Genomic DNA, 18,156 nt, shown 5'->3' with positions numbered 1-18,156 from the left:
CGCCATGAATACTGCAACGACAACCGCTTCGACCTCCACACCGGTGCGCTACTACCGGTTCAAGCCGCTGAACATCGGCCGCATTCTCATCTGGTCGTTCTTCGCGCTGCTGCTGATCGTGGCGCCGATGATCTTCACCAGCAGCCTGGCCCTGACCATGCTGTCGCAGATCGGCTACCTGATCATCATCTGCCTGAGCTACAACATCCTGCTGGGGCAGGGCGGCATGCTCAGTTTCGGGCACGCGGTGTACGTGGGCCTGGGCTCGTTCATCGCCATCCATGCCATGAACTTCGCCAGCGCCGGCAAGCTGCCGATCCCGCTGGTGCTGATTCCGCTCGTGGGCGGCTTGGGCGGCATGTTCTTCGCCATGGTGTTCGGCTACGTGTCGACCAAGAAGTCGGGCACCACCTTCGCGATGATCACGCTGGGCCTGGGCGAGCTGGTGGCCGCGATGGCGCTGATGTTCCCGAGCTTCTTCGGCGGCGAGGGCGGCATCACCACCAACCGCGTGTACGGCGCCTCGTTCTTCGGCATCAACTTCGGGCCGCAGAACCAGGTGTATTACCTGATCGCCGTGTACTGCTTCATCTGCACCGGGCTGATGTTCGCCTTCACCGGCACGCCGCTCGGCCGCATGCTGAACGCGGTGCGAGACAACCCGGAGCGCGTGGAGTTCATCGGCTACAACACCCAGCGCGTGCGCTACTTCGCCTTCATCATCGCGGGCTTCTTCGCGGGCATCGGCGGCGGGCTGGCGGCCATCAACTTCGAGATCGTGAACGCGGCCGACAGCCTGAACGGGCTGCGCTCGGGCAGCTACCTGCTGTTCACCTTCCTGGGCGGCGCCACCTTCTTCTTCGGGCCGATCATCGGCGCGGCGCTGCTGGTGTTCGCGCTGGTGCTGCTGTCGGAGCTGAGCAAGGCCTGGTTGCTGTACGTGGGCCTGGTGTTCCTGCTGATGGTGATGTTCGCGCCCGGCGGCGTGGCCAGCCTGATCATGATGAACGTGCGCGTGGCGCTGTTCGGCAAGATCAAGCGCTTCTACCTGCTGTACGTGGGCCTGTTCATCGGCGCGGGCGTGATGCTCGCGGGCGCGGCGGCCATCGTCGAGATGATCTATCACATGCAGCTGAACGCGGCGCTCGGCCCGCTGGTGCCGTTCGCGGGCCTTCAGCTGGACACCTCGTCGGCCACGAGCTGGATCGTCGCCGTGGCGCTGCTGGCTGTGGGCCTGGGCATCTTCGAGGTGTTCCGCAGGCGATTCGCGAAGGCCTGGGGCCAGGCGCAGGAAGAAATCGAAGCCGAGATCAAGCGGCGGGAGACGGCATGACCTATTCACTCGAACTCAAGGGCCTGCGCAAGAGCTTCGGCAAGACCGACATCATCCGCGGGGTCGACCTGGCGGTGAACGCCGGCGAGCGCATCGCCATCATCGGGCCGAATGGCGCGGGCAAGTCCACGCTGTTCAACCTGATCAGCGGGCGGCTCACGCCCACCAGCGGCGAAGTGCTGCTCAACGGCCAGCGCATCGACGGCATGAAGCCGTACGAGATCAACCGCATGGGCCTGTCGCGCAGCTTCCAGATCACCAACATCTTCCCGAAGCTCAGCGTGTTCGAGAACCTGCGCTGCGGCGTGCTCTGGAGCCTGGGCTACAAGTACACCTTCCTGCGCTTTCTGTCGAACCTGGACGACGCCAACGAGCGCACCGAAGAGCTCATCCGCCAGATCGGGCTGGAGAAGAAGCGCGACGTGCATGCGGTGAACCTCACCTATGCCGAGCAGCGCGCGCTGGAAATCGGCGTGACCATCGCGGGCGGCGCCAGCGTGATCCTGCTGGACGAACCCACGGCCGGCATGAGCAAGACGGAGACTTCGCATTTCATCTCGCTCATCAAGCACGTCACGGTCGGCAAGACGCTGCTGACGGTGGAGCACGACATGGGCGTGGTCTTCGGCCTGGCCGACAAGATCGCGGTGGTGGTGTATGGCGAAGTGATCGCCTTCGACACGCCGGCCGCCGTTCGCGCGAATGCGCGCGTGCAGGAGGCCTACCTGGGCTCTTCCGTTGCCGACGCACAAGGGGCGGGACATTGACATGCTGAAGCTCAAAGACATCCACGCCTACTACGGCAAGAGCCATGTGCTGCATGGCGTTTCCTTCGACGTGAACCCCGGCGAGATCGTCGCGCTGCTGGGCCGCAACGGCTCGGGCCGCTCGACCACCGCCAAGGCCATCATGGGCCTGGTGCATGCCGAAGGCGGCCTGCACTGGAAAGGGCAGGACATCCTGCGCCGCAAGGCTTATGAGATCGCGCACTTCGGCATCGGCTACGTGCCCGAGAACCGCGACATCTTTCCCAAGCTCACGGTGCACCAGAACCTGCTGCTGGGGCAAAAGGGCTCGGGCAAGGGCAGCCGCTGGAACTTCGAGGACATGTACGCCATGTTCCCGCGTCTGAAGGAGCGCCAGCACACCGAGGCCGGCGTGCTCTCGGGCGGCGAGCAGCAGATGCTCACGCTGTGCCGCACGCTGATGGGCGACCCTGACCTGATCATCATCGACGAGCCGACCGAAGGCCTCGCGCCCAAGATCGTCGAGCTGGTGGGGCAGTACCTGCGCACTCTGAAGGACAAGGGCATCTCGGTGCTGCTGATCGAGCAGAAGCTCACCATCGCCATGCAGATCTCGGACCGCGCGCTCGTCATGGGCCACGGCAGCATTGTGTTCGATGGCACCCCGGACAGCCTGCGCGCCGATGCCACCACTCGCAAAGAGTGGCTGGAAGTTTGATACCCCCAGGGGATCCGGGCCTAGCCCCGGATCCTCTTGTCTCTACAGCGACTGCGTGCCATTGTTTGGCCTCGCGAAACGCCTAGAATCCCCTCGAAAAAGAACACTCGTGCTTTTTCTTCTTTTTCTTCACACACCAAGGAACGCAGCATGACGGCTGAATACAAAGTGCTCGGCGATGTCGCCGTGATCACCATGACCAACCCTCCGGTCAACGGTCTCGGTTTCTCGACCCGCATCGGCATCACCGATGGCCTGGCCAAGGCCAATGCCGACGACGCCGTCAAGGCCATCGTCATCACCGGCGCCGGCAAGGCGTTCTCGGGCGGCGCGGACATCAAGGAATTCGGCACGCCCAAGGCGCTGCAGGAGCCCAACCTGCTGAGCGTGATCCTCGCGCTCGAAGCCTCGGCCAAGCCCGTCGTCGCTGCCATCCATTCGGTGTGCATGGGCGGCGGCCTCGAACTGGCCCTGGGCTGCCACTACCGCGTGGCCGCTCCCGGCACCAGCGTCGCGCTGCCCGAAGTCAAGCTGGGCCTGATCCCCGGTGCTGGCGGCACGCAGCGTCTGCCGCGCGTGATCGGTGTCGAGACCGCGCTGAACATGATCGTCAGCGGCGAGGCAGTGAAGAGCGAACTGCTCGCGAGCCTGCCGGGCCAGAAGCTGTTCGACAAGCTGGCCGCTTCGCCCGAATCCGTGTTCGACGAGGCCGTTGCCTTCGCCAAGAGCGTGGCCGGCAAGACCGGTGAAGCGCTGCCGCTGGTGCGCAACCTGCCGTGCAAGCACCCGCAAGGCGATGCCTACTTCCAGTTCGCCAAGAACATGGTCGGCGGCATGTCGAAGAACTACCCCGCGCCGCTGCAATGCGTGGACGCCGTGCAGGCCGCCACCAAGCTGAAGTTCGACGCCGGCATGGCCGAAGAACGCCGCATCTTCACCGCGCTGATGTTCACGCCCGAATCGCTGGCGCTGCGCCACCTGTTCATGGCCGAGCGCGCCGCGAGCAAGATTCCCGACGTGCCCGAAGACACGCCCAAGCGCGAGATCAAGGCCGTGGGCGTCATCGGCGCCGGCACCATGGGCGGCGGCATCTCGATGAACTTCCTGAACGCGGGCATCCCCGTCAAGATCCTCGAGATGAAGCAGGAAGCGCTCGACCGCGGCGTTGCCACCATCAAGAAGAACTACGAAGCCCAGGTCAAGAAGGGCAAGCTCAAGCAGGACAAGTACGAACAGCGCATGGCGCTCCTGAGCACCACGCTGAGCTACGACGACCTGAAGGACGCCGACCTGATCATCGAAGCCGTGTTCGAAGAACTCGGCGTGAAGGAGAAAGTGTTCAAGGAACTCGACCGCGTCGCCAAGAAGGGCGCGATCCTGGCCTCGAACACCTCGACGCTCGACGTCGACAAGATCGCCGCCTTCACCGACCGTCCGCAGGACGTGGTCGGCATGCACTTCTTCAGCCCCGCCAACGTGATGAAGCTGCTCGAAGTGGTGCGCGGCAAGGCCACCGCCAAGGACGTGCTGGCCACGGTCATGGCCATCGGCAAGAAGATCAAGAAAACGGCAGTGGTCTCGGGCGTGTGCGACGGCTTCATCGGCAACCGCATGATCGAGCAGTACAGCCGCCAGGCCGGCTTCCTGCTGGACGAAGGCGCCACGCCGCAGCAGGTCGACAAAGCCATCGAGAAGTTCGGCTTTGCCATGGGCCCGTTCCGCATGGGCGACCTGGCCGGCAACGACATCGGCTGGGCCATTCGCAAGCGCCGCGCCGTCGAGCGCGCCGACATGAAGTACAGCCGCACTGCAGACAAGCTGTGCGAACTGGGCCGCTTCGGCCAGAAGACCGGGGCAGGGTGGTACGACTACCAGGCCGGCAAGCGCGACGCCATTCCTTCGGACCTGGTCAACAAGATGATCGAGGACCACCGCAAGGAACTGGGCATCACGCCGCGCAAGATCTCCGACGAGGAAATCGTGCAGCGCCTGGTGTACGCACTGGTGAACGAAGGCGCGCACATCCTGGAAGACGGCATCGCTTCCAAGTCGGGCGACATCGACATGGTGTACCTCACCGGCTACGGCTTCCCGATCTGGCGCGGCGGCCCGATGCACTACGCGTCGCAGGTCGGCCTGTACAACGTGGCCGAGACGATGAAGCGCTTTGCCAAGAACCCGCGCGACGACGCCGAGTTCTGGCAGCCCGCGCCGCTGATCCAGAAGCTGGTGGCCGAAGGCAAGCAGTTCAGCTGACGGCAACGCAAAGACAGGACACCGACCGCCAATGTTGAAACGCATCTTCCTCGGGCTGCTGCTGGCCATCGTGCTGCTGGTGGCGGCCGTGGCGGTCAAGACCTGGACCACGCCGTCGCAGCAGTTGGCGGTGGCGCCCGCACCCAAGCTGGACATCGATCTGCAGGCGGCAGCCAAACGGCTGTCGACGGCGATCACGTTCCGCACGGTGTCGGGCATGGACGACCCGGCCGTCAACGCGGCCGAGTTCGACAAGCTGCATGCCTACCTGGAGCAGCAGTTTCCCAAGGTGCACGCCACGCTCAAGAAAGAGGTGGTGGGCAACAAGGCGCTGCTCTACACATGGGCCGGCACCGATCCGCAGGCCAAGCCCATCGCGCTGATGGCGCACCAGGACATGGTGCCCATCGCCCCGGGCACAGAGAAAGCCTGGACGGTCGACCCCTTCGCCGGCGAGATCAAGGACGGCTACGTCTGGGGCCGCGGCACGCTCGACAACAAGAGCAATCTTTTCGCGCAGATGGAAGCCATCGAGCTGCTCATCGGCGCAGGCTTCAAGCCGAAGCAGACCGTCTACCTCGTGATGGGCGACGACGAGGAAGTGAGCGGCCTGCGCGGCGCGCTGCCCATCGCCGAGCTGCTCAAGTCGCGCAACGTGCGCCTGGACTGGGTGCTCGACGAAGGCCTGCTGGTGCTCGACGGCGTACTGCCTGGGCTGAGCAAGCCGGCAGCGCTCATCGGCCTGGCGGAGAAGGGCTACGGCACCTTCTTCCTGTCGCTCGACACGGCGCCCGGCCATTCGTCGATGCCGCCGCAGCACAGCGCCATCGGCAGCATGAGCGCGGCGCTCGCGCGGCTCGAGGCCAACCCGATGCCCGGCGGCATCAAGGGCATTGCCGGCCAGATGTTCGGCACGCTCGCGCCCGAGATGAGCGGCGTGAACCGCGTGATGCTCTCGAACCTGTGGCTCACCGAGCCCGTGGTGCGCGGCATTCTCGAGAAGAGCCCGAGCAGCAACGCCATGCTGCGCACGACCACCGCGCTGACCATCGTTCGCGCCGGCAATAAAGACAACGTGCTGCCCGGCCGTGCCGAGGCCGCCGTCAACTTCCGCATCCTGCCGGGCGACACGCTCGCCAGCGTCGAGGCGCACCTGCGCAAGCAACTGGCCAACGACGACATCAAGATCAAGCAGTACCCCGGCAACGCCGAGCCTTCGCCCGTGTCGCCGACCGACAGCACCGGCTACCGCGCGATTCAGCAGGCGGTGCGCCAGAGCTTCCCCGACGCGGTGGTGGCCCCCGGCCTCATGACCGCCGCGACCGACTCGCGTCACTTCAGCCTCGTGAGCGATGCCGTCTTCCGCTTCTCGCCGTTCCGGCTGAAGGGCGAAGACCTGGCGCGCATCCACGGCAACAACGAACGCCTGGCCATCGCCAACTACGGCGAGATGATCGGCTTCTATCACCAGCTCCTGAGCAACACCAACGCTGCTCCGGCGCAATGACGACCACCACCTCTTTTCCCTTCCATCTGCTTCAAAGGACCTCACCATGACCAGCGCCGTCATCGTTTCCACCGCCCGCACGCCGCTCGCGAAGAGCTGGAAGGGTGCCTTCAACATGACGCACGGCGCCACCCTGGGCGGCCATGCGGTTCAGCACGCCGTGCAGCGCGCCGGCATCGATCCCGCTTCGGTGGACGACGTCATCATGGGTTGCGCCACGCCCGAAGGCGCCACCGGCTCCAACATCGCGCGTCAGATCGCGCTGCGCGCCGGCCTGCCGATCACCACGTCGGGCATGACCATCAACCGCTTCTGCTCGTCGGGCCTGCAGACCATCGCCACCGCCGCTCAGCGCATCATCGCGGGCGAAGGCGATGTGTACGTGGCCGGCGGCGTCGAGAGCATCTCGTGCGTGCAGAACGAAGCCAACAAGCACATGCTGGCCGACCCCTGGCTCGTGAAGCACAAGCCCGAGATCTACTGGAACATGCTGCAGACGGCCGAGCAGGTCGCCAAGCGTTACAACATCGGCCGCGACGCCATGGACGAATACGGCGCCGCCAGCCAGCAGAAGGCCACCGCCGCGCTGGAAGCCGGCCGCTTCAAGGACGAGATCGCCCCCATCACCGTGCTGGCTGGCGTGGCTGACCCCGTGATGGGCCTGCGCACCAAGGAAGTCACCGTCGAGAACGACGAAGGCATCCGCCCCGGCACCACCAAGGAAGGCATCAGCGGCATCCGCTCGGCCATTCCCGGCGGCCTGATCTCGGCCGGCAATGCCAGCCAGTTCTCCGACGGCGGCGGTGCCTGCGTGGTGGTCGACGAGAAGTACGCCGAGCAGAAGGGCCTGAAGCCCCTGGGCCGTTTCCTCGGCTTCGCCGTGGCCGGCTGCGAGCCCGACGAAATGGGCATCGGCCCCGTCTTCGCGATTCCCAAGGTGCTCAAGCGCCTGGGCCTCACGGTGAACGACATCGACCTGTGGGAACTGAACGAAGCCTTCGCCGTGCAGGTCATCTACTGCCGCGACAAGCTGGGCATTCCGGCCGACCGCCTGAACGTGGACGGCGGCGCCATCGCCGTGGGCCACCCCTATGGCGTGAGCGGCCAGCGCCTCACCGGCCACGCGCTCATCGAAGGCAAGCGCCGCGGCGCCAAGAAGGTCGTGGTCACGATGTGCATCGGCGGCGGCATGGGTGCCGCGGGCGTGTTCGAAATCATCTGACTCTCCCCCAGGCTTCGCGCACTTCGTGTCGCTTCGCCCACCCCCTTCCGGGGGCAACACCGGCGGCCCGGCGAAGCCGGTTCCGCGGTGTTCCTGAGAAGGAACGCCGCGGTCTCATGACATCCACCGAAATCCGACCATGAGCCTGCGTTCCACCCTCGACTTCCTGCTCTACGACTGGCTCGACGCCGAGTCGCTCAACCAGCGCGATCGCTTTGCCGACCACTCGCGCGAGACCTTCGACGCGGTGCTCGACATCTGCGAGCGCATCGCGCGCGAGAAGTACGCGCCGTTCAACCGCACGGTGGACACGCAGGAGCCGCACTTCGACGGCGAGAAGGTCATCCTGCCGCAGGCCACGCACGATGCGCACAAGGCCTTCGTCGAGTCGGGAATGATGAGCGCCGCGCAGGACTACGACATCGGCGGCATGCAGCTGCCCTACACGATGCAGGCGGCGGCCAACAGCTTCTTCGCCATGGCCTCGGTGAGCATCGGCTCGAACATGCTCACCAGCGGCAACGCCAACCTGCTGATGGTGCACGGCACCGACATGCAGAAGAACGTGTTCGCCAAGAACGAGTTTTCCGGCCGCTGGGCCGGCACCATGTGCCTGTCGGAGCCGCAGGCCGGCTCGTCGCTGAGCGACGTGGCCACGCGCGCCGTGCCCGACGGCGAAGGCTTCCAGGATGACCCGCTGGGGCCGCGCTACCGCCTCACGGGCAACAAGATGTGGATCTCGGCCGGCGACCATGAGCTGACCGAGAACATCGTGCACATCGTGCTGGCCAAGATCCCCGACGAGAACGGCAAGCTGGTGCCGGGCACGCGCGGCATTTCGCTGTTCATCGTGCCCAAGCGCATGGTCGACACCAAGGGCAAGCTCACCGGCCAGCGCAACGACGTGGCGCTGGCGGGCCTGAACCACAAGCTGGGCTGGCGCGGCACCACCAACACGCTGCTGAACTTCGGCGAGGGCAAGTACCCGGTCGACGGCAAGGCTGGCGCCGTGGGCTACCTGGTCGGCGAGCCCGGCAAGGGCCTGCACTGCATGTTCCACATGATGAACGAGGCGCGCATCGGCGTCGGCACCGCCGCCACCATGCTGGGCATGGCCGGCTACCACGCCTCGCTCGAATACGCGAAGACCCGGCCGCAGGGCCGCCTGGTCAAGAAGCCCCAGGCCGCCGGCACCGCCGTCGCCAAGGACTCGGCCGCGCCGCAGGTGCGCATCATCGAGCACGCCGACGTGCGCCGCATGCTGCTGGCCCAGAAGGCTTACTGCGAAGGCGCGCTGGCGCTGGAGCTGTACTGCGCCCGGCTGGTCGACGAGCAGAAGACCGGCGATGCCCAGGCCGCCGACGACGCGCGGCTGCTGCTGGAGGTGCTCACGCCCATCGCCAAGAGCTGGCCCAGCGAATGGTGCCTGGAGGCCAATTCGCTCGCCATCCAGGTGCACGGCGGCTACGGCTACACGCGCGACTTTCCGGTGGAGCAGTACTGGCGCGACAACCGCCTGAACATGATCCACGAGGGCACCCACGGCATCCAGGCGGCCGACCTGCTGGGGCGCAAGGTGCTGATGGAAAAGGGCCGCGGCCTGCAGTTGCTGGCCGGGCGCATGACCGCCACCATCGCCAGCGCCGCCAAGGTGCCGGCGCTGGCGGCCCATGCCAAGGCGCTGGGCGCCGCGCTGCAGCGCATCGGCAGCGCCACCGAGGCCGCCTGGTTCACCGGCGACCCCGCGGATGCGCTGGCCAACGCGGTGCCCTACATGCAGGCCTTCGGCCACACGGTGCTGGCGTGGATCTGGCTGGACGTGGCCCGAAGGGCCCTGGAGAAAGATGGTGAAAAGGCGAGGGCGGTAACAGCTGGCAAGATCGGCGCCACGGACTATTTCTTCCACTACGAGCTGCCGAAAATCGGTGCCTGGCTCAATGTGGTCGAAACCCGCGACCCGACCTGTACCGCTTTGCCCGAGGACGCCTTCTGATGGCCACCAACAATCCGCCGAATTCCACCCCCAACACCCCAGCCAACACCCCGAAGCCGCCCAAGCCGCATGCGCGCCTGGAGAAGTGGATCTGGATCCTGATCTACGGCGGCCTGTTCCTCGTCATCCTGGGCATTTCCACCGGCCGCACCGACGCTGCCCTGGGCTGGTCGATCGCCGTTCCCGGCGGGCTGGTTTCGCTGGTGGGCTTCGTGCTCATCTACGTGCGCTCGCGGCTGAGCAACAAATAACCCGAGGACACCGCCATGCTCAAGCACATCGTGATGTGGAAGTTCAAGGAACACGCCGAGGGCGCCGACAAGGCGACCAACCTGCGCAAGGCCAAGGCGCTGCTCGACGCCTGCGCCAAGCTGTCGCCCGGCACCCATCGCTTCGAAGTGGTCATTGCCCAGCCGGGCCTGGAAGCCACCTACGACCTGATCCTGAACTCGGAATTCACCGACGCCGCCGCGCTCGCGGCCTATGCGGACCATCCGCAGCATGTGGCCCTGAAGCCGTTCATCGGCGCCGTGCGTGAAGCCCGCCAGTGCATGGACTACGAAATCTGATTCAAAAACCGAACCCCGGAGACAACCCATGACCGCCCGCACCGTCCAGAAACTCTTCGACCTCACCGGCAAGACCGCGCTCATCACCGGCGGCTCGCGCGGCCTGGGCCTGCAGATGGCCCACGCGCTGGGCGAGGCCGGGGCGAAGATCATGCTGAGTTCGCGCAAGGCCGACGACCTGGAGCAGGCCGCGGCCGAGCTGCAGGCCGCAGGCATCGACGCGCGCTGGATCGCCGCCGACTGCTCGAAGGAAGAAGACACCCGCCGCCTGGCCGACGAGACGCTGCAGCGCATGGGCGCGGTCGACATCCTCATCAACAACGCCGGCGCGAGCTGGGGTTCGCCGGCCGAGAACCACCCGGTCGAGGCCTGGGACAAGGTGATGAACCTCAACGTGCGCGGCTACTTCATCCTGTCGCAGCAGATCGCCAACGGGTACATGATCCCGAAGAAGTCGGGGCGCATCATCAACATCGCGTCGATCGCCGGCCTGAACGGCAACCCGCCCGAGATGCAGACGCTGGCCTACAACACCTCGAAGACCGCGGTCATCGGCTTCACCCGCACGCTGGCGGCCGAATGGGGCAAGTACAACATCAACGTGAACGCGATCTGCCCCGGCTTCTTCATGACGAAGATGGCCGCCGGCCTGATCAAGTCGCTGGGCGAGGAAAAGATGGCCGCGCAGGCCCCGCTGGGCCGCCTGGGCGACGACGAAGACCTGAAGGGCCTGACGCTGCTGTACGCGAGCGATGCCGGCAAGCACATCACCGGCCAGTGGCTGGCGGTGGACGGCGGCGTGAGCGTGGTGCTCGGCGCGGCCTGAAAAACCGAAATGACAATTCCTGAATCCGACGACATCAACATCCGCTCGTACACGAGCCAGATTCCCTTTGCGCGCCACCTGGGCTTCGAGCTCACGAAGTTCGAAGGCGGCGAGTCCGAGATCGTCTACACCGCCAAGCCGGAGCACCTGAACACCTTCGACGTGACGCACGGCGGCGCCTGCATGACGCTGCTCGACATCACCATGGCGGCGGCCGCGCGCAGCGTTTCGCCCGAGACCGGCGTGGTCACCATCGAGATGAAGACCAGCTTCATGCAGCCTTCCGTGGGGCCGCTGCATGCGCGCGGCACGCTCATTCACCGGACGGCGACGCTGGCTTTCACGGAAGCCAAAATCTACGACGAGCAAGAGCGCGTGTGCGCCCACGCCACGGGCACCTTCAAGTACGTGAAGCGCCGCCTGCCTACCGGCCCCGCGAGCGCCAACGCGATGCGCCCGCCGTCGACAGACTGACTGACCCCAACACCGGAGATATCCATGCCCACCAACAAGCAGATCCACCTCGACAACCGCCCCGACGGCGAGGCCGTGGCCGGCAACTTCAAGCTCGTGACCGCCGAGACCCCGGCGCTCAAGGACAACCAGGTGCTGGTGCGCCACCACTACATGAGCCTGGACCCGTACATGCGCGGGCGCATGAACGACTCCAAGAGCTACGCGCAGCCGCAGCCGCTGGGCCAGACGATGCAGGGCGGCACGGTCGGCGAAGTGGTCGAGAGCAAGCACCCCAAGTACGCCGTCGGCGACAAGGTGGTCGGCTTCGGCGGCTGGCAGGAATACAGCGTGGTCGACGCCTCGCAGCCCGGCGCGCTGAAGAAGGTCGACACCACGCATGTGCCGCTGTCGCACTACCTGGGCGCGGTCGGCATGCCGGGCGTCACGGCCTGGTACGGGCTGGTGAAGATCATCGCGCCCAAGGCCGGTGAAACCGTGGTCATCACCGCAGCCAGCGGCGCGGTGGGCAGCGCCTTCGGCGCGCTGGCCAAGGCGCGCGGCTGCCGCGTGGTCGGCATTGCCGGCGGCGCCGAGAAGTGCAAGTACGTGACCGAAGAACTGGGCTTCGACGCCTGCATCGACTACCGCCAGCACCCCGACGTCAAGTCGATGAGCGCCGCGCTCAAGGAAGCCTGCCCGAACGGCATCGACGGCTACTTCGAGAACGTCGGCGGCTACATCTTCGACGCGGTGCTGCTGCGCGCCAACGCCTTCGCCCGCGTGGCGCTGTGCGGCATGATCGCGGGCTACGACGGCCAGCCGCTGCCGCTGGCAAACCCTGCGCTGATCCTCATCAACCGCATGAAGATCGAAGGCTTCATCGTCAGCGAGCACATGGAAGTGTGGCCAGAGGCGCTCACCGAACTGGGCACGCTGGTGGGCACCGGCAAGCTCAAGCCGCGCGAGTCGATCGCGCAAGGTATCGAATCCGCTCCTGAAGCCTTTTTGGGCCTGCTCAAGGGCAAGAACTTCGGCAAGCAACTCGTCAAGCTGATCTGAATGAGCTGAACACGCACGGCAAGGAGGCCGGTCATGCGCGCCGCGCCGGGCCGCCCCAAGCAAGCGCGCACCGCAGTGCGAAGCACGGAGGTATTCGAATGAACTCGACGCACGAGGTCTTCAACCAGCCCACGCCGCTGGTGGACTACAACCTCTTCGACACCAACCGGCCCCTGCGCGATGCGCTGAAGTTCAATGCGCCTCCGCTGCAGACCACGCAGCTGCATGAGCTGGGCGCAACCCTCGGCTCGGCCGGCATGCAGGCGCATGCGCGGCTGGCCAACATCCACACGCCCGAGCTGCACACGCACGACCGCTTCGGGCGGCGCATCGACGAGGTGGAGTTCCATCCGAGCTACCACGCGCTCATGACCGCCGCCGTGGGCGCGGGCCTGCACGGCACGCCATGGACCGGCACCTCGGCCTCGCCGCACGTGCTGCGCGCGGCGGGCTTCATGCTCTTCACCGAGCTGGAGCCGTCGATCCTTTGCCCCATCTCGATGACCTACGCGGTCACGCCCGCGCTGCGTGGCAATGCCGGCGTGTATGCCGACTGGGGCCCGAAGCTCGGCAGCCTCTGGTACGACCCGGCCCTCAAGTGCCTTGGCGACAAACCCGGCGTGACCATGGGCATGGGCATGACCGAGAAGCAGGGCGGCTCCGACGTGCGAGCCAACACCACGCGCGCCGTGCGCGACGGCAGCGACGCCTGGGGCGAACGCTACGCGATCACCGGCCACAAATGGTTTTTCTCCGCGCCGATGTGCGATGCCTTCCTGGTGCTGGCGCAAGCGCCGGCCGGGCTCAGTTGCTTCTTCCTGCCGCGCGTGCTGCCTGATGGCTCGCGCAACGCCATCCAGATCCAGCGTCTGAAGGACAAGCTCGGCAACAAGGCCAACGCCAGTTCCGAGGTCGAGTTCCAGGGTGCCAGTGCGTGGCTCGTGGGTGAGGAGGGGCGCGGCATTCCGCAGATCCTGGAGATGGGAACGATGACCCGGCTCGACTGCGCGCTGGGTACCAGCGGGCTGATGCGCCAGTCGTTGGGCATCGCGCTCAACCATGCGGCGCAGCGCAATGCTTTCGGCAAGCCCTTGATCGAGCAGCCGCTCATGAAGAACGTTCTGGCCGATCTCGCGCTCGAAAGCGAAGCCGCCACGGCGCTGGCCATTCGCCTCGCCAGGGCCTTCGACCATCAGGAGGACGAGCACGAACGCCTGATGGCCCGCTTGCTCACGCCGGTCGCCAAGTTCTGGATCTGCAAGCGCGGCAGCCATTTCGCGCAGGAAGCCATGGAGTGCCTCGGCGGCAACGGCTACGTGGAAGAGGGCGGCGAAGGCATCATGGCCCGCATCTACCGCGAGATGCCGCTCAACTCCATCTGGGAGGGCGCGGGCAACATCATGGCGCTCGACCTGCTGCGCGGCCTGCGCAAGGGCGATGCGGTCGCCGCGCTGGAAAAGGAACTGGCACCCGCGCGTGGCCAGCATGCCGCGCTCGACCGTCTTGCCGATGCGCTGCCCGCGCGCATCGAGGCGATGGCTTCCGAGCTCGAGGCGCGCCGTCTGGCACAGGACGTGGCGCTGGCCGTGCAAGCATCGCTGCTCGCGCAGACGGCACCCGCGGCGGTGGTCGGCGCCTTCTGCGCATCGCGCCTGGGCGGCGACTGGGGCAACGCCTTCGGCACGCTGGGCGCCGGCACCGATTTCGATTCGATCATCCAGCGCGCGCAGCCCCGTTGAGCGCGCCGGACCCACGACAACGACAAGCAACCCACAGGAAACAACCCATGGCCGACCTGATCCTTCATCACTACACCACCTCGCCGTTCTCGGAGAAGGTGCGGCTGATCCTCGGTGCGAAGAAGCTGCCGTGGAAGTCGGTCTTCATTCCGCCGATCATGCCCAAGCCCGACGTGGAAACGCTCACTGGCGGCTACCGCAAGACCCCGTTCCTGCAGATCGGCGCCGACATGTACTGCGACAGCGCGCTCATCGCCGACGTACTGGAGCACCTGCAGCCCGAACCCACGCTCTACCCCGAGCCCGAGAAGGGCCTGTCGCGCATCCTCGCGCAGTGGGCCGACACCACGCTGTTCTGGGCCGCGATGGCCTGGAACCTGCAGCCCAGGGGCGCGGCCGAAGTGTTCGCCAAGGCACCGCCCGAAGCCGCCAAGGCCTTCGGCGAAGACCGCGGCAAGATGAGCGCCGGCAACATGACCCGCCTGCGCCCGGCCGACGCCACCAGCGCCTACAAGTCGTACCTGCGCCGCCTGTCGGACATGCTGGACGACAAGCCGTTCTTGCTGGGCGAGGTGCCCAGCATCGCCGACTTCTCCGCCTACCACCCGCTCTGGTACACGCGCCGCATCGAGTCGGTGCGAACCATCCTCGACCTCACGCCCGCGGTGGTCGACTGGATGGACCGCATGGCCGCCATCGGTCACGGCGCGCCCGAGAAGTTCACCAGCGACGAAGCCATCGCCGCGGCCAAGGCCGCCACGCCGCACACCCTGCTGACCGACAGCACCTTCCAGGACGACCACGGCATTCCGTTGGGCAGCGCCGTCACCATCCGCGCCGAGAGCTTCGGCCTCGAAGAGACGCCCGGCACGCTGGTCGCGGCCACGCGCACGCACTACACGCTGGAGCGAACCGGCGAGCGCGTGGGAACGGTGCATGTGCACTTTCCGCGCATCGGCTATGTGCTGAAGAAGGTGGACGCCTGACCGAACCCGAGGTGGCGGGCGGGCACCTTCGTGACTGCGCCCGCGCGTTTTCCGTATTTCAATAGCGCCTTCAACGTCAGAGACATTCAACAAAAGAAGGACACCGGCAAATGATTCAGGACTTCAAGGGCAAGACCGCCGTTCTCACCGGCGCGGGTTCGGGCTTCGGACTGGAATGCGCACGCATCGGCGCTGCGCGCGGCATGAACCTCGTGCTGGTCGACGTGCAGCAGGATGCCCTGGACAAGGCGAAGGCCGAGATGGAAGCCGCCGGTGTGCAGGTGCTGGCGCGCAAGGTCGACGTGTCCGATGCGGCGCAAATGGAAGCGCTGGCCGCCGCCGTGAAGGAACGCTTCGGCGCGCCGCACTTCGTGTTCAACAACGCGGGCGTGGGCGCCGGAGGCCTGGTGTGGGAGAACACCGTGGCCGACTGGGAATGGGTGCTGGGTGTCGACCTCTGGGGCGTGATCCACGGCGTGCGCCTGTTCACGCCGATGATGCTGGAAGCCGCGGCGAAAGACCCGAGCTACCGCGGTCACATCACCAACACCGCCAGCATGGCCGGCTTGCTCACGCCGCCCAACATGGGCATCTACAACGCAGCCAAGGCGGCCGTCGTGAGCCTGACGGAGACGATGTACCAGGACCTGAACCTCGTCACCGACCAGATCGGCGCGAGCCTGCTGTGCCCGTACTTCGTGCCCACCGGCATCACGAGCAGCGAGCGCAACCGCCCTAATGCGCCGAAGGACAGCGAGCTCACCAAGAGCCAGCTCATCGGCCAGGCCATGAGCAACAAGGCGGTGAGCAGCGGCAAGATCACGGCGGCTGAAGTTGCGGCCAAGGTGTTCGAAGCCATCAGCGACAACCAGTTCTACGTGTTCAGCCACCCGAAGGCGCTGGGCAACGTGCGCAGCCGCATGGAGAACATCGTGTCGGTCACGAATCCGGCCGACCCGTTCCTCGAGCGCCCGGAGATCGGGCAGAAGCTGCGCGAGCAACTGCGCTCGGCCTGATTCTTCAAGCCTCTTCAGGCCGCCGCCTGCAGTTCGTCCACCAGCGTTTCGACGCGGGCGAGCGCGGCGGCGATCGACCGGTCGAGCAGGTCGCCGTGGTCTTCGGCGTGCTCGATGCCGACGCTGTGCGTTTCGGTAAGCCCCAGCAGTGCCAGCGGGGCGGTGATGCCGGGCGTCAGAAAGTCCAATCCCGCCTGGAAGCCGTCGGGCCCGTAGCCGCTGCTGCCGCATGAGGTGAGCAGTACCGTGCGGCGAAGGCGCTCGGCCAGCAAGGGCACGTATGGGTTCTCGCGGCTGCGGTCGAAGTCGAAGGTCGCGCCGATGCGCACGATGTTGTCGATCCATGACTTCAGCGGTGCCGGCATTCCGAAGTTGTACATGGGCACGCCGATCACCAGCAGGTCGGCGCGGCGGATTTCTGCGATCAACGTGTCGCTCTCCGCGAGCGCCGCATGCATCCACGGCTCGCGCTCGGCCGCAGGGGTGTAGCCTGCCGCGATCCATTCACCGGTGACATGGCCCGGCGGCGTTGCGCCGATGTCGCGGTAGATCACTTCATCGTCCGGCCGTGTTGCGTGCCAGGCAGACACGAAATGCCGGCTCAGGCGGCGCGAGTGCGAGCCGTGAACATGCGTGCCCGAAAGGCCGGAGCGGGCGCTGGCGTCGAGGTGGAGCAGTGTGGTCATGATGCGGTTCTCTATGGGTTGAAGTGTGGAATGGATGAAGTAGATTCAGCTTTTGTGTGGCACGGTTCTGAATCTATTCAGGCGCACTAGCTGAGACAAACGATGAGTTTTTTGCACTGCTGAAAAATTAATTCATCCATGACCAACCTTCGCCAACTCCCGCCACTGGCATCGCTGCGCGCCTTCGAAGCGGCCGCGCGGCATTGCAGCGCCAAGCTCGCGGCCCATGAGCTGTCGGTCACGCCTACCGCCATCAGCCATCAGGTGCGGCAGCTGGAAGACTCGCTCGGGGTCGCGCTCTTCATCCGCCAGCCCAGGCAACTGGTGCTCACGCCGCAGGGCCGAGAGCTGCAGGCGGTGCTGGGCGAGTCGTTCAATGCAATGGCGAATGCGGTGGCGCGGCTGCGGGCGCCGCCGCAGCGGCAGGCGATCACGCTGTCGGCCATGCCGGCCGTTGCCGCGCGCTGGCTGCTGCCGGGGGTCGGTGCCTTGCGGGCGTTGCATCCGAAGCTGGATCTGCGCATTCATGCATCGCACGAGGCGGTGGCGCTGGACGGCGTGACGGCCGACGTCGCCATCCGCTACGGGCACGGACGGTGGCCCGGCATGGTGGCCGAGAAGCTGTTCGACAACGTCTTCGCGCCGGCATGCAGTCCCGCGCTCAAGCTGAAAAAGCGGGGCGACCTGGCGCGGCACACGCTGCTGCATTTCACGGTGCCCGGCAGCAGGAACCAGCCGGGCACGTGGATGGAATGGCAGCAGGCGGCGCAGGTGGCTGGCCTTGACGTGTCAGCGGGGCCGGTGTTCTCGGACGAGACGCACACCGTGTCGGCTGCGCTGCAGGGGCAAGGCGTGGCGCTGATGAGCCTCGCGCTGATCGCGGACGAACTGCGCGCGGGCAACCTGGTGAAACCCTTCGGCCCGGAGCTGCCCGGGTTGCCGTTCTATCTTGTCTGCCCCGAGGCGCGGCGGTCGGAGCCGGCAGTGGCGGCGGTGTTCGAGTGGGTGAGGGGACTGCCGCGGCCAGATGGAGCCGCGCCATGA

Annotated in this window: 17 protein-coding genes; 16 read left to right on the top strand and 1 reads right to left on the bottom strand. The window is 66.3% G+C overall.

The features are described 5' to 3' along the window. Window positions 1-4 precede the first annotated feature (4 nt). From L3V85_RS19335 to L3V85_RS19265, 15 genes are all read left to right on the top strand, one after another. Window positions 5-1,333: a branched-chain amino acid ABC transporter permease gene (locus tag L3V85_RS19335; protein ID WP_237674356.1), complete on the top strand. Its 1,329-nt coding sequence runs from the start codon at window positions 5-7 to the stop codon at window positions 1,331-1,333. After that, complete coding sequence (locus L3V85_RS19330; RefSeq protein WP_237674355.1) at window positions 1,330-2,100, top strand: ABC transporter ATP-binding protein; 771 nt, start codon at window positions 1,330-1,332, stop codon at window positions 2,098-2,100. The genes L3V85_RS19335 and L3V85_RS19330 overlap by 4 nt, the downstream gene beginning before the upstream one ends. A gap of 1 nt (window position 2,101) precedes the next feature. Continuing rightward, window positions 2,102-2,797 (top strand): ABC transporter ATP-binding protein, encoded by a 696-nt coding sequence (locus tag L3V85_RS19325; RefSeq protein WP_198085045.1) that lies wholly within the window; start codon window positions 2,102-2,104, stop codon window positions 2,795-2,797. Between the two features lie 150 nt (window positions 2,798-2,947). Then, the gene (locus L3V85_RS19320) at window positions 2,948-5,053 is read left to right on the top strand and encodes a 3-hydroxyacyl-CoA dehydrogenase NAD-binding domain-containing protein (RefSeq protein ID WP_237674354.1); all 2,106 of its coding nucleotides are present in this window, start codon (window positions 2,948-2,950) and stop codon (window positions 5,051-5,053) included. A 31-nt stretch (window positions 5,054-5,084) separates the two neighbouring features. Then, window positions 5,085-6,560, top strand: a complete 1,476-nt coding sequence (locus L3V85_RS19315; RefSeq protein ID WP_237674353.1) for a M20 family peptidase — start codon at window positions 5,085-5,087, stop codon at window positions 6,558-6,560. A 46-nt stretch (window positions 6,561-6,606) separates the two neighbouring features. Further along, complete coding sequence (locus L3V85_RS19310; RefSeq protein WP_237674352.1) at window positions 6,607-7,782, top strand: acetyl-CoA C-acyltransferase; 1,176 nt, start codon at window positions 6,607-6,609, stop codon at window positions 7,780-7,782. 139 nt (window positions 7,783-7,921) lie between these two features. Continuing rightward, complete coding sequence (locus L3V85_RS19305) at window positions 7,922-9,775, top strand: acyl-CoA dehydrogenase (protein ID WP_237674351.1); 1,854 nt, start codon at window positions 7,922-7,924, stop codon at window positions 9,773-9,775. After that, on the top strand, window positions 9,775-10,026 hold the full coding sequence (locus L3V85_RS19300) for a hypothetical protein (protein WP_237674350.1): 252 nt from the start codon (window positions 9,775-9,777) through the stop codon (window positions 10,024-10,026). The genes L3V85_RS19305 and L3V85_RS19300 overlap by 1 nt, the downstream gene beginning before the upstream one ends. 15 nt (window positions 10,027-10,041) lie before the next feature. Next, window positions 10,042-10,344, top strand: coding sequence for a Dabb family protein (locus tag L3V85_RS19295; protein WP_237674349.1), 303 nt, complete (start codon window positions 10,042-10,044; stop codon window positions 10,342-10,344). A gap of 28 nt (window positions 10,345-10,372) precedes the next feature. Then, window positions 10,373-11,170 (top strand): SDR family oxidoreductase, encoded by a 798-nt coding sequence (locus L3V85_RS19290; RefSeq protein WP_237674348.1) that lies wholly within the window; start codon window positions 10,373-10,375, stop codon window positions 11,168-11,170. Window positions 11,171-11,179: 9 nt separating this feature from the next. Beyond that, window positions 11,180-11,644, top strand: coding sequence for a PaaI family thioesterase (locus tag L3V85_RS19285; RefSeq protein ID WP_237674347.1), 465 nt, complete (start codon window positions 11,180-11,182; stop codon window positions 11,642-11,644). A 24-nt stretch (window positions 11,645-11,668) separates the two neighbouring features. Beyond that, window positions 11,669-12,685 (top strand): NADP-dependent oxidoreductase, encoded by a 1,017-nt coding sequence (locus tag L3V85_RS19280; protein WP_237674346.1) that lies wholly within the window; start codon window positions 11,669-11,671, stop codon window positions 12,683-12,685. A 98-nt stretch (window positions 12,686-12,783) separates the two neighbouring features. Beyond that, the gene (locus L3V85_RS19275; RefSeq protein ID WP_237674345.1) at window positions 12,784-14,424 is read left to right on the top strand and encodes an isovaleryl-CoA dehydrogenase; all 1,641 of its coding nucleotides are present in this window, start codon (window positions 12,784-12,786) and stop codon (window positions 14,422-14,424) included. 47 nt (window positions 14,425-14,471) lie between these two features. Further along, a complete protein-coding gene (locus L3V85_RS19270) occupies window positions 14,472-15,410 on the top strand; it encodes a glutathione S-transferase family protein (protein WP_237674344.1) in 939 nt (312 codons plus the stop codon). Between the two features lie 110 nt (window positions 15,411-15,520). Continuing rightward, window positions 15,521-16,426 (top strand): SDR family oxidoreductase, encoded by a 906-nt coding sequence (locus tag L3V85_RS19265; RefSeq protein WP_237674343.1) that lies wholly within the window; start codon window positions 15,521-15,523, stop codon window positions 16,424-16,426. A 14-nt stretch (window positions 16,427-16,440) separates the two neighbouring features. Here the strand turns inward: L3V85_RS19265 and L3V85_RS19260 are convergent, their stop codons facing one another. Beyond that, complete coding sequence (locus tag L3V85_RS19260) at window positions 16,441-17,112, bottom strand: FMN-dependent NADH-azoreductase (protein ID WP_237674342.1); 672 nt, start codon at window positions 17,110-17,112, stop codon at window positions 16,441-16,443. A gap of 138 nt (window positions 17,113-17,250) precedes the next feature. Between L3V85_RS19260 and L3V85_RS19255 the strand changes: the two genes are divergently transcribed. Beyond that, the gene (locus L3V85_RS19255; protein WP_237674341.1) at window positions 17,251-18,156 is read left to right on the top strand and encodes a LysR substrate-binding domain-containing protein; all 906 of its coding nucleotides are present in this window, start codon (window positions 17,251-17,253) and stop codon (window positions 18,154-18,156) included.

It is taken from the genome of Variovorax paradoxus, from assembly GCF_022009635.1.
In the GTDB taxonomy this organism is placed as follows: domain Bacteria; phylum Pseudomonadota; class Gammaproteobacteria; order Burkholderiales; family Burkholderiaceae_C; genus Variovorax.
The sequence above is the reverse complement of the archived record's forward strand: the minus strand, read 5'-3'. Positions and strand labels throughout refer to the sequence as shown.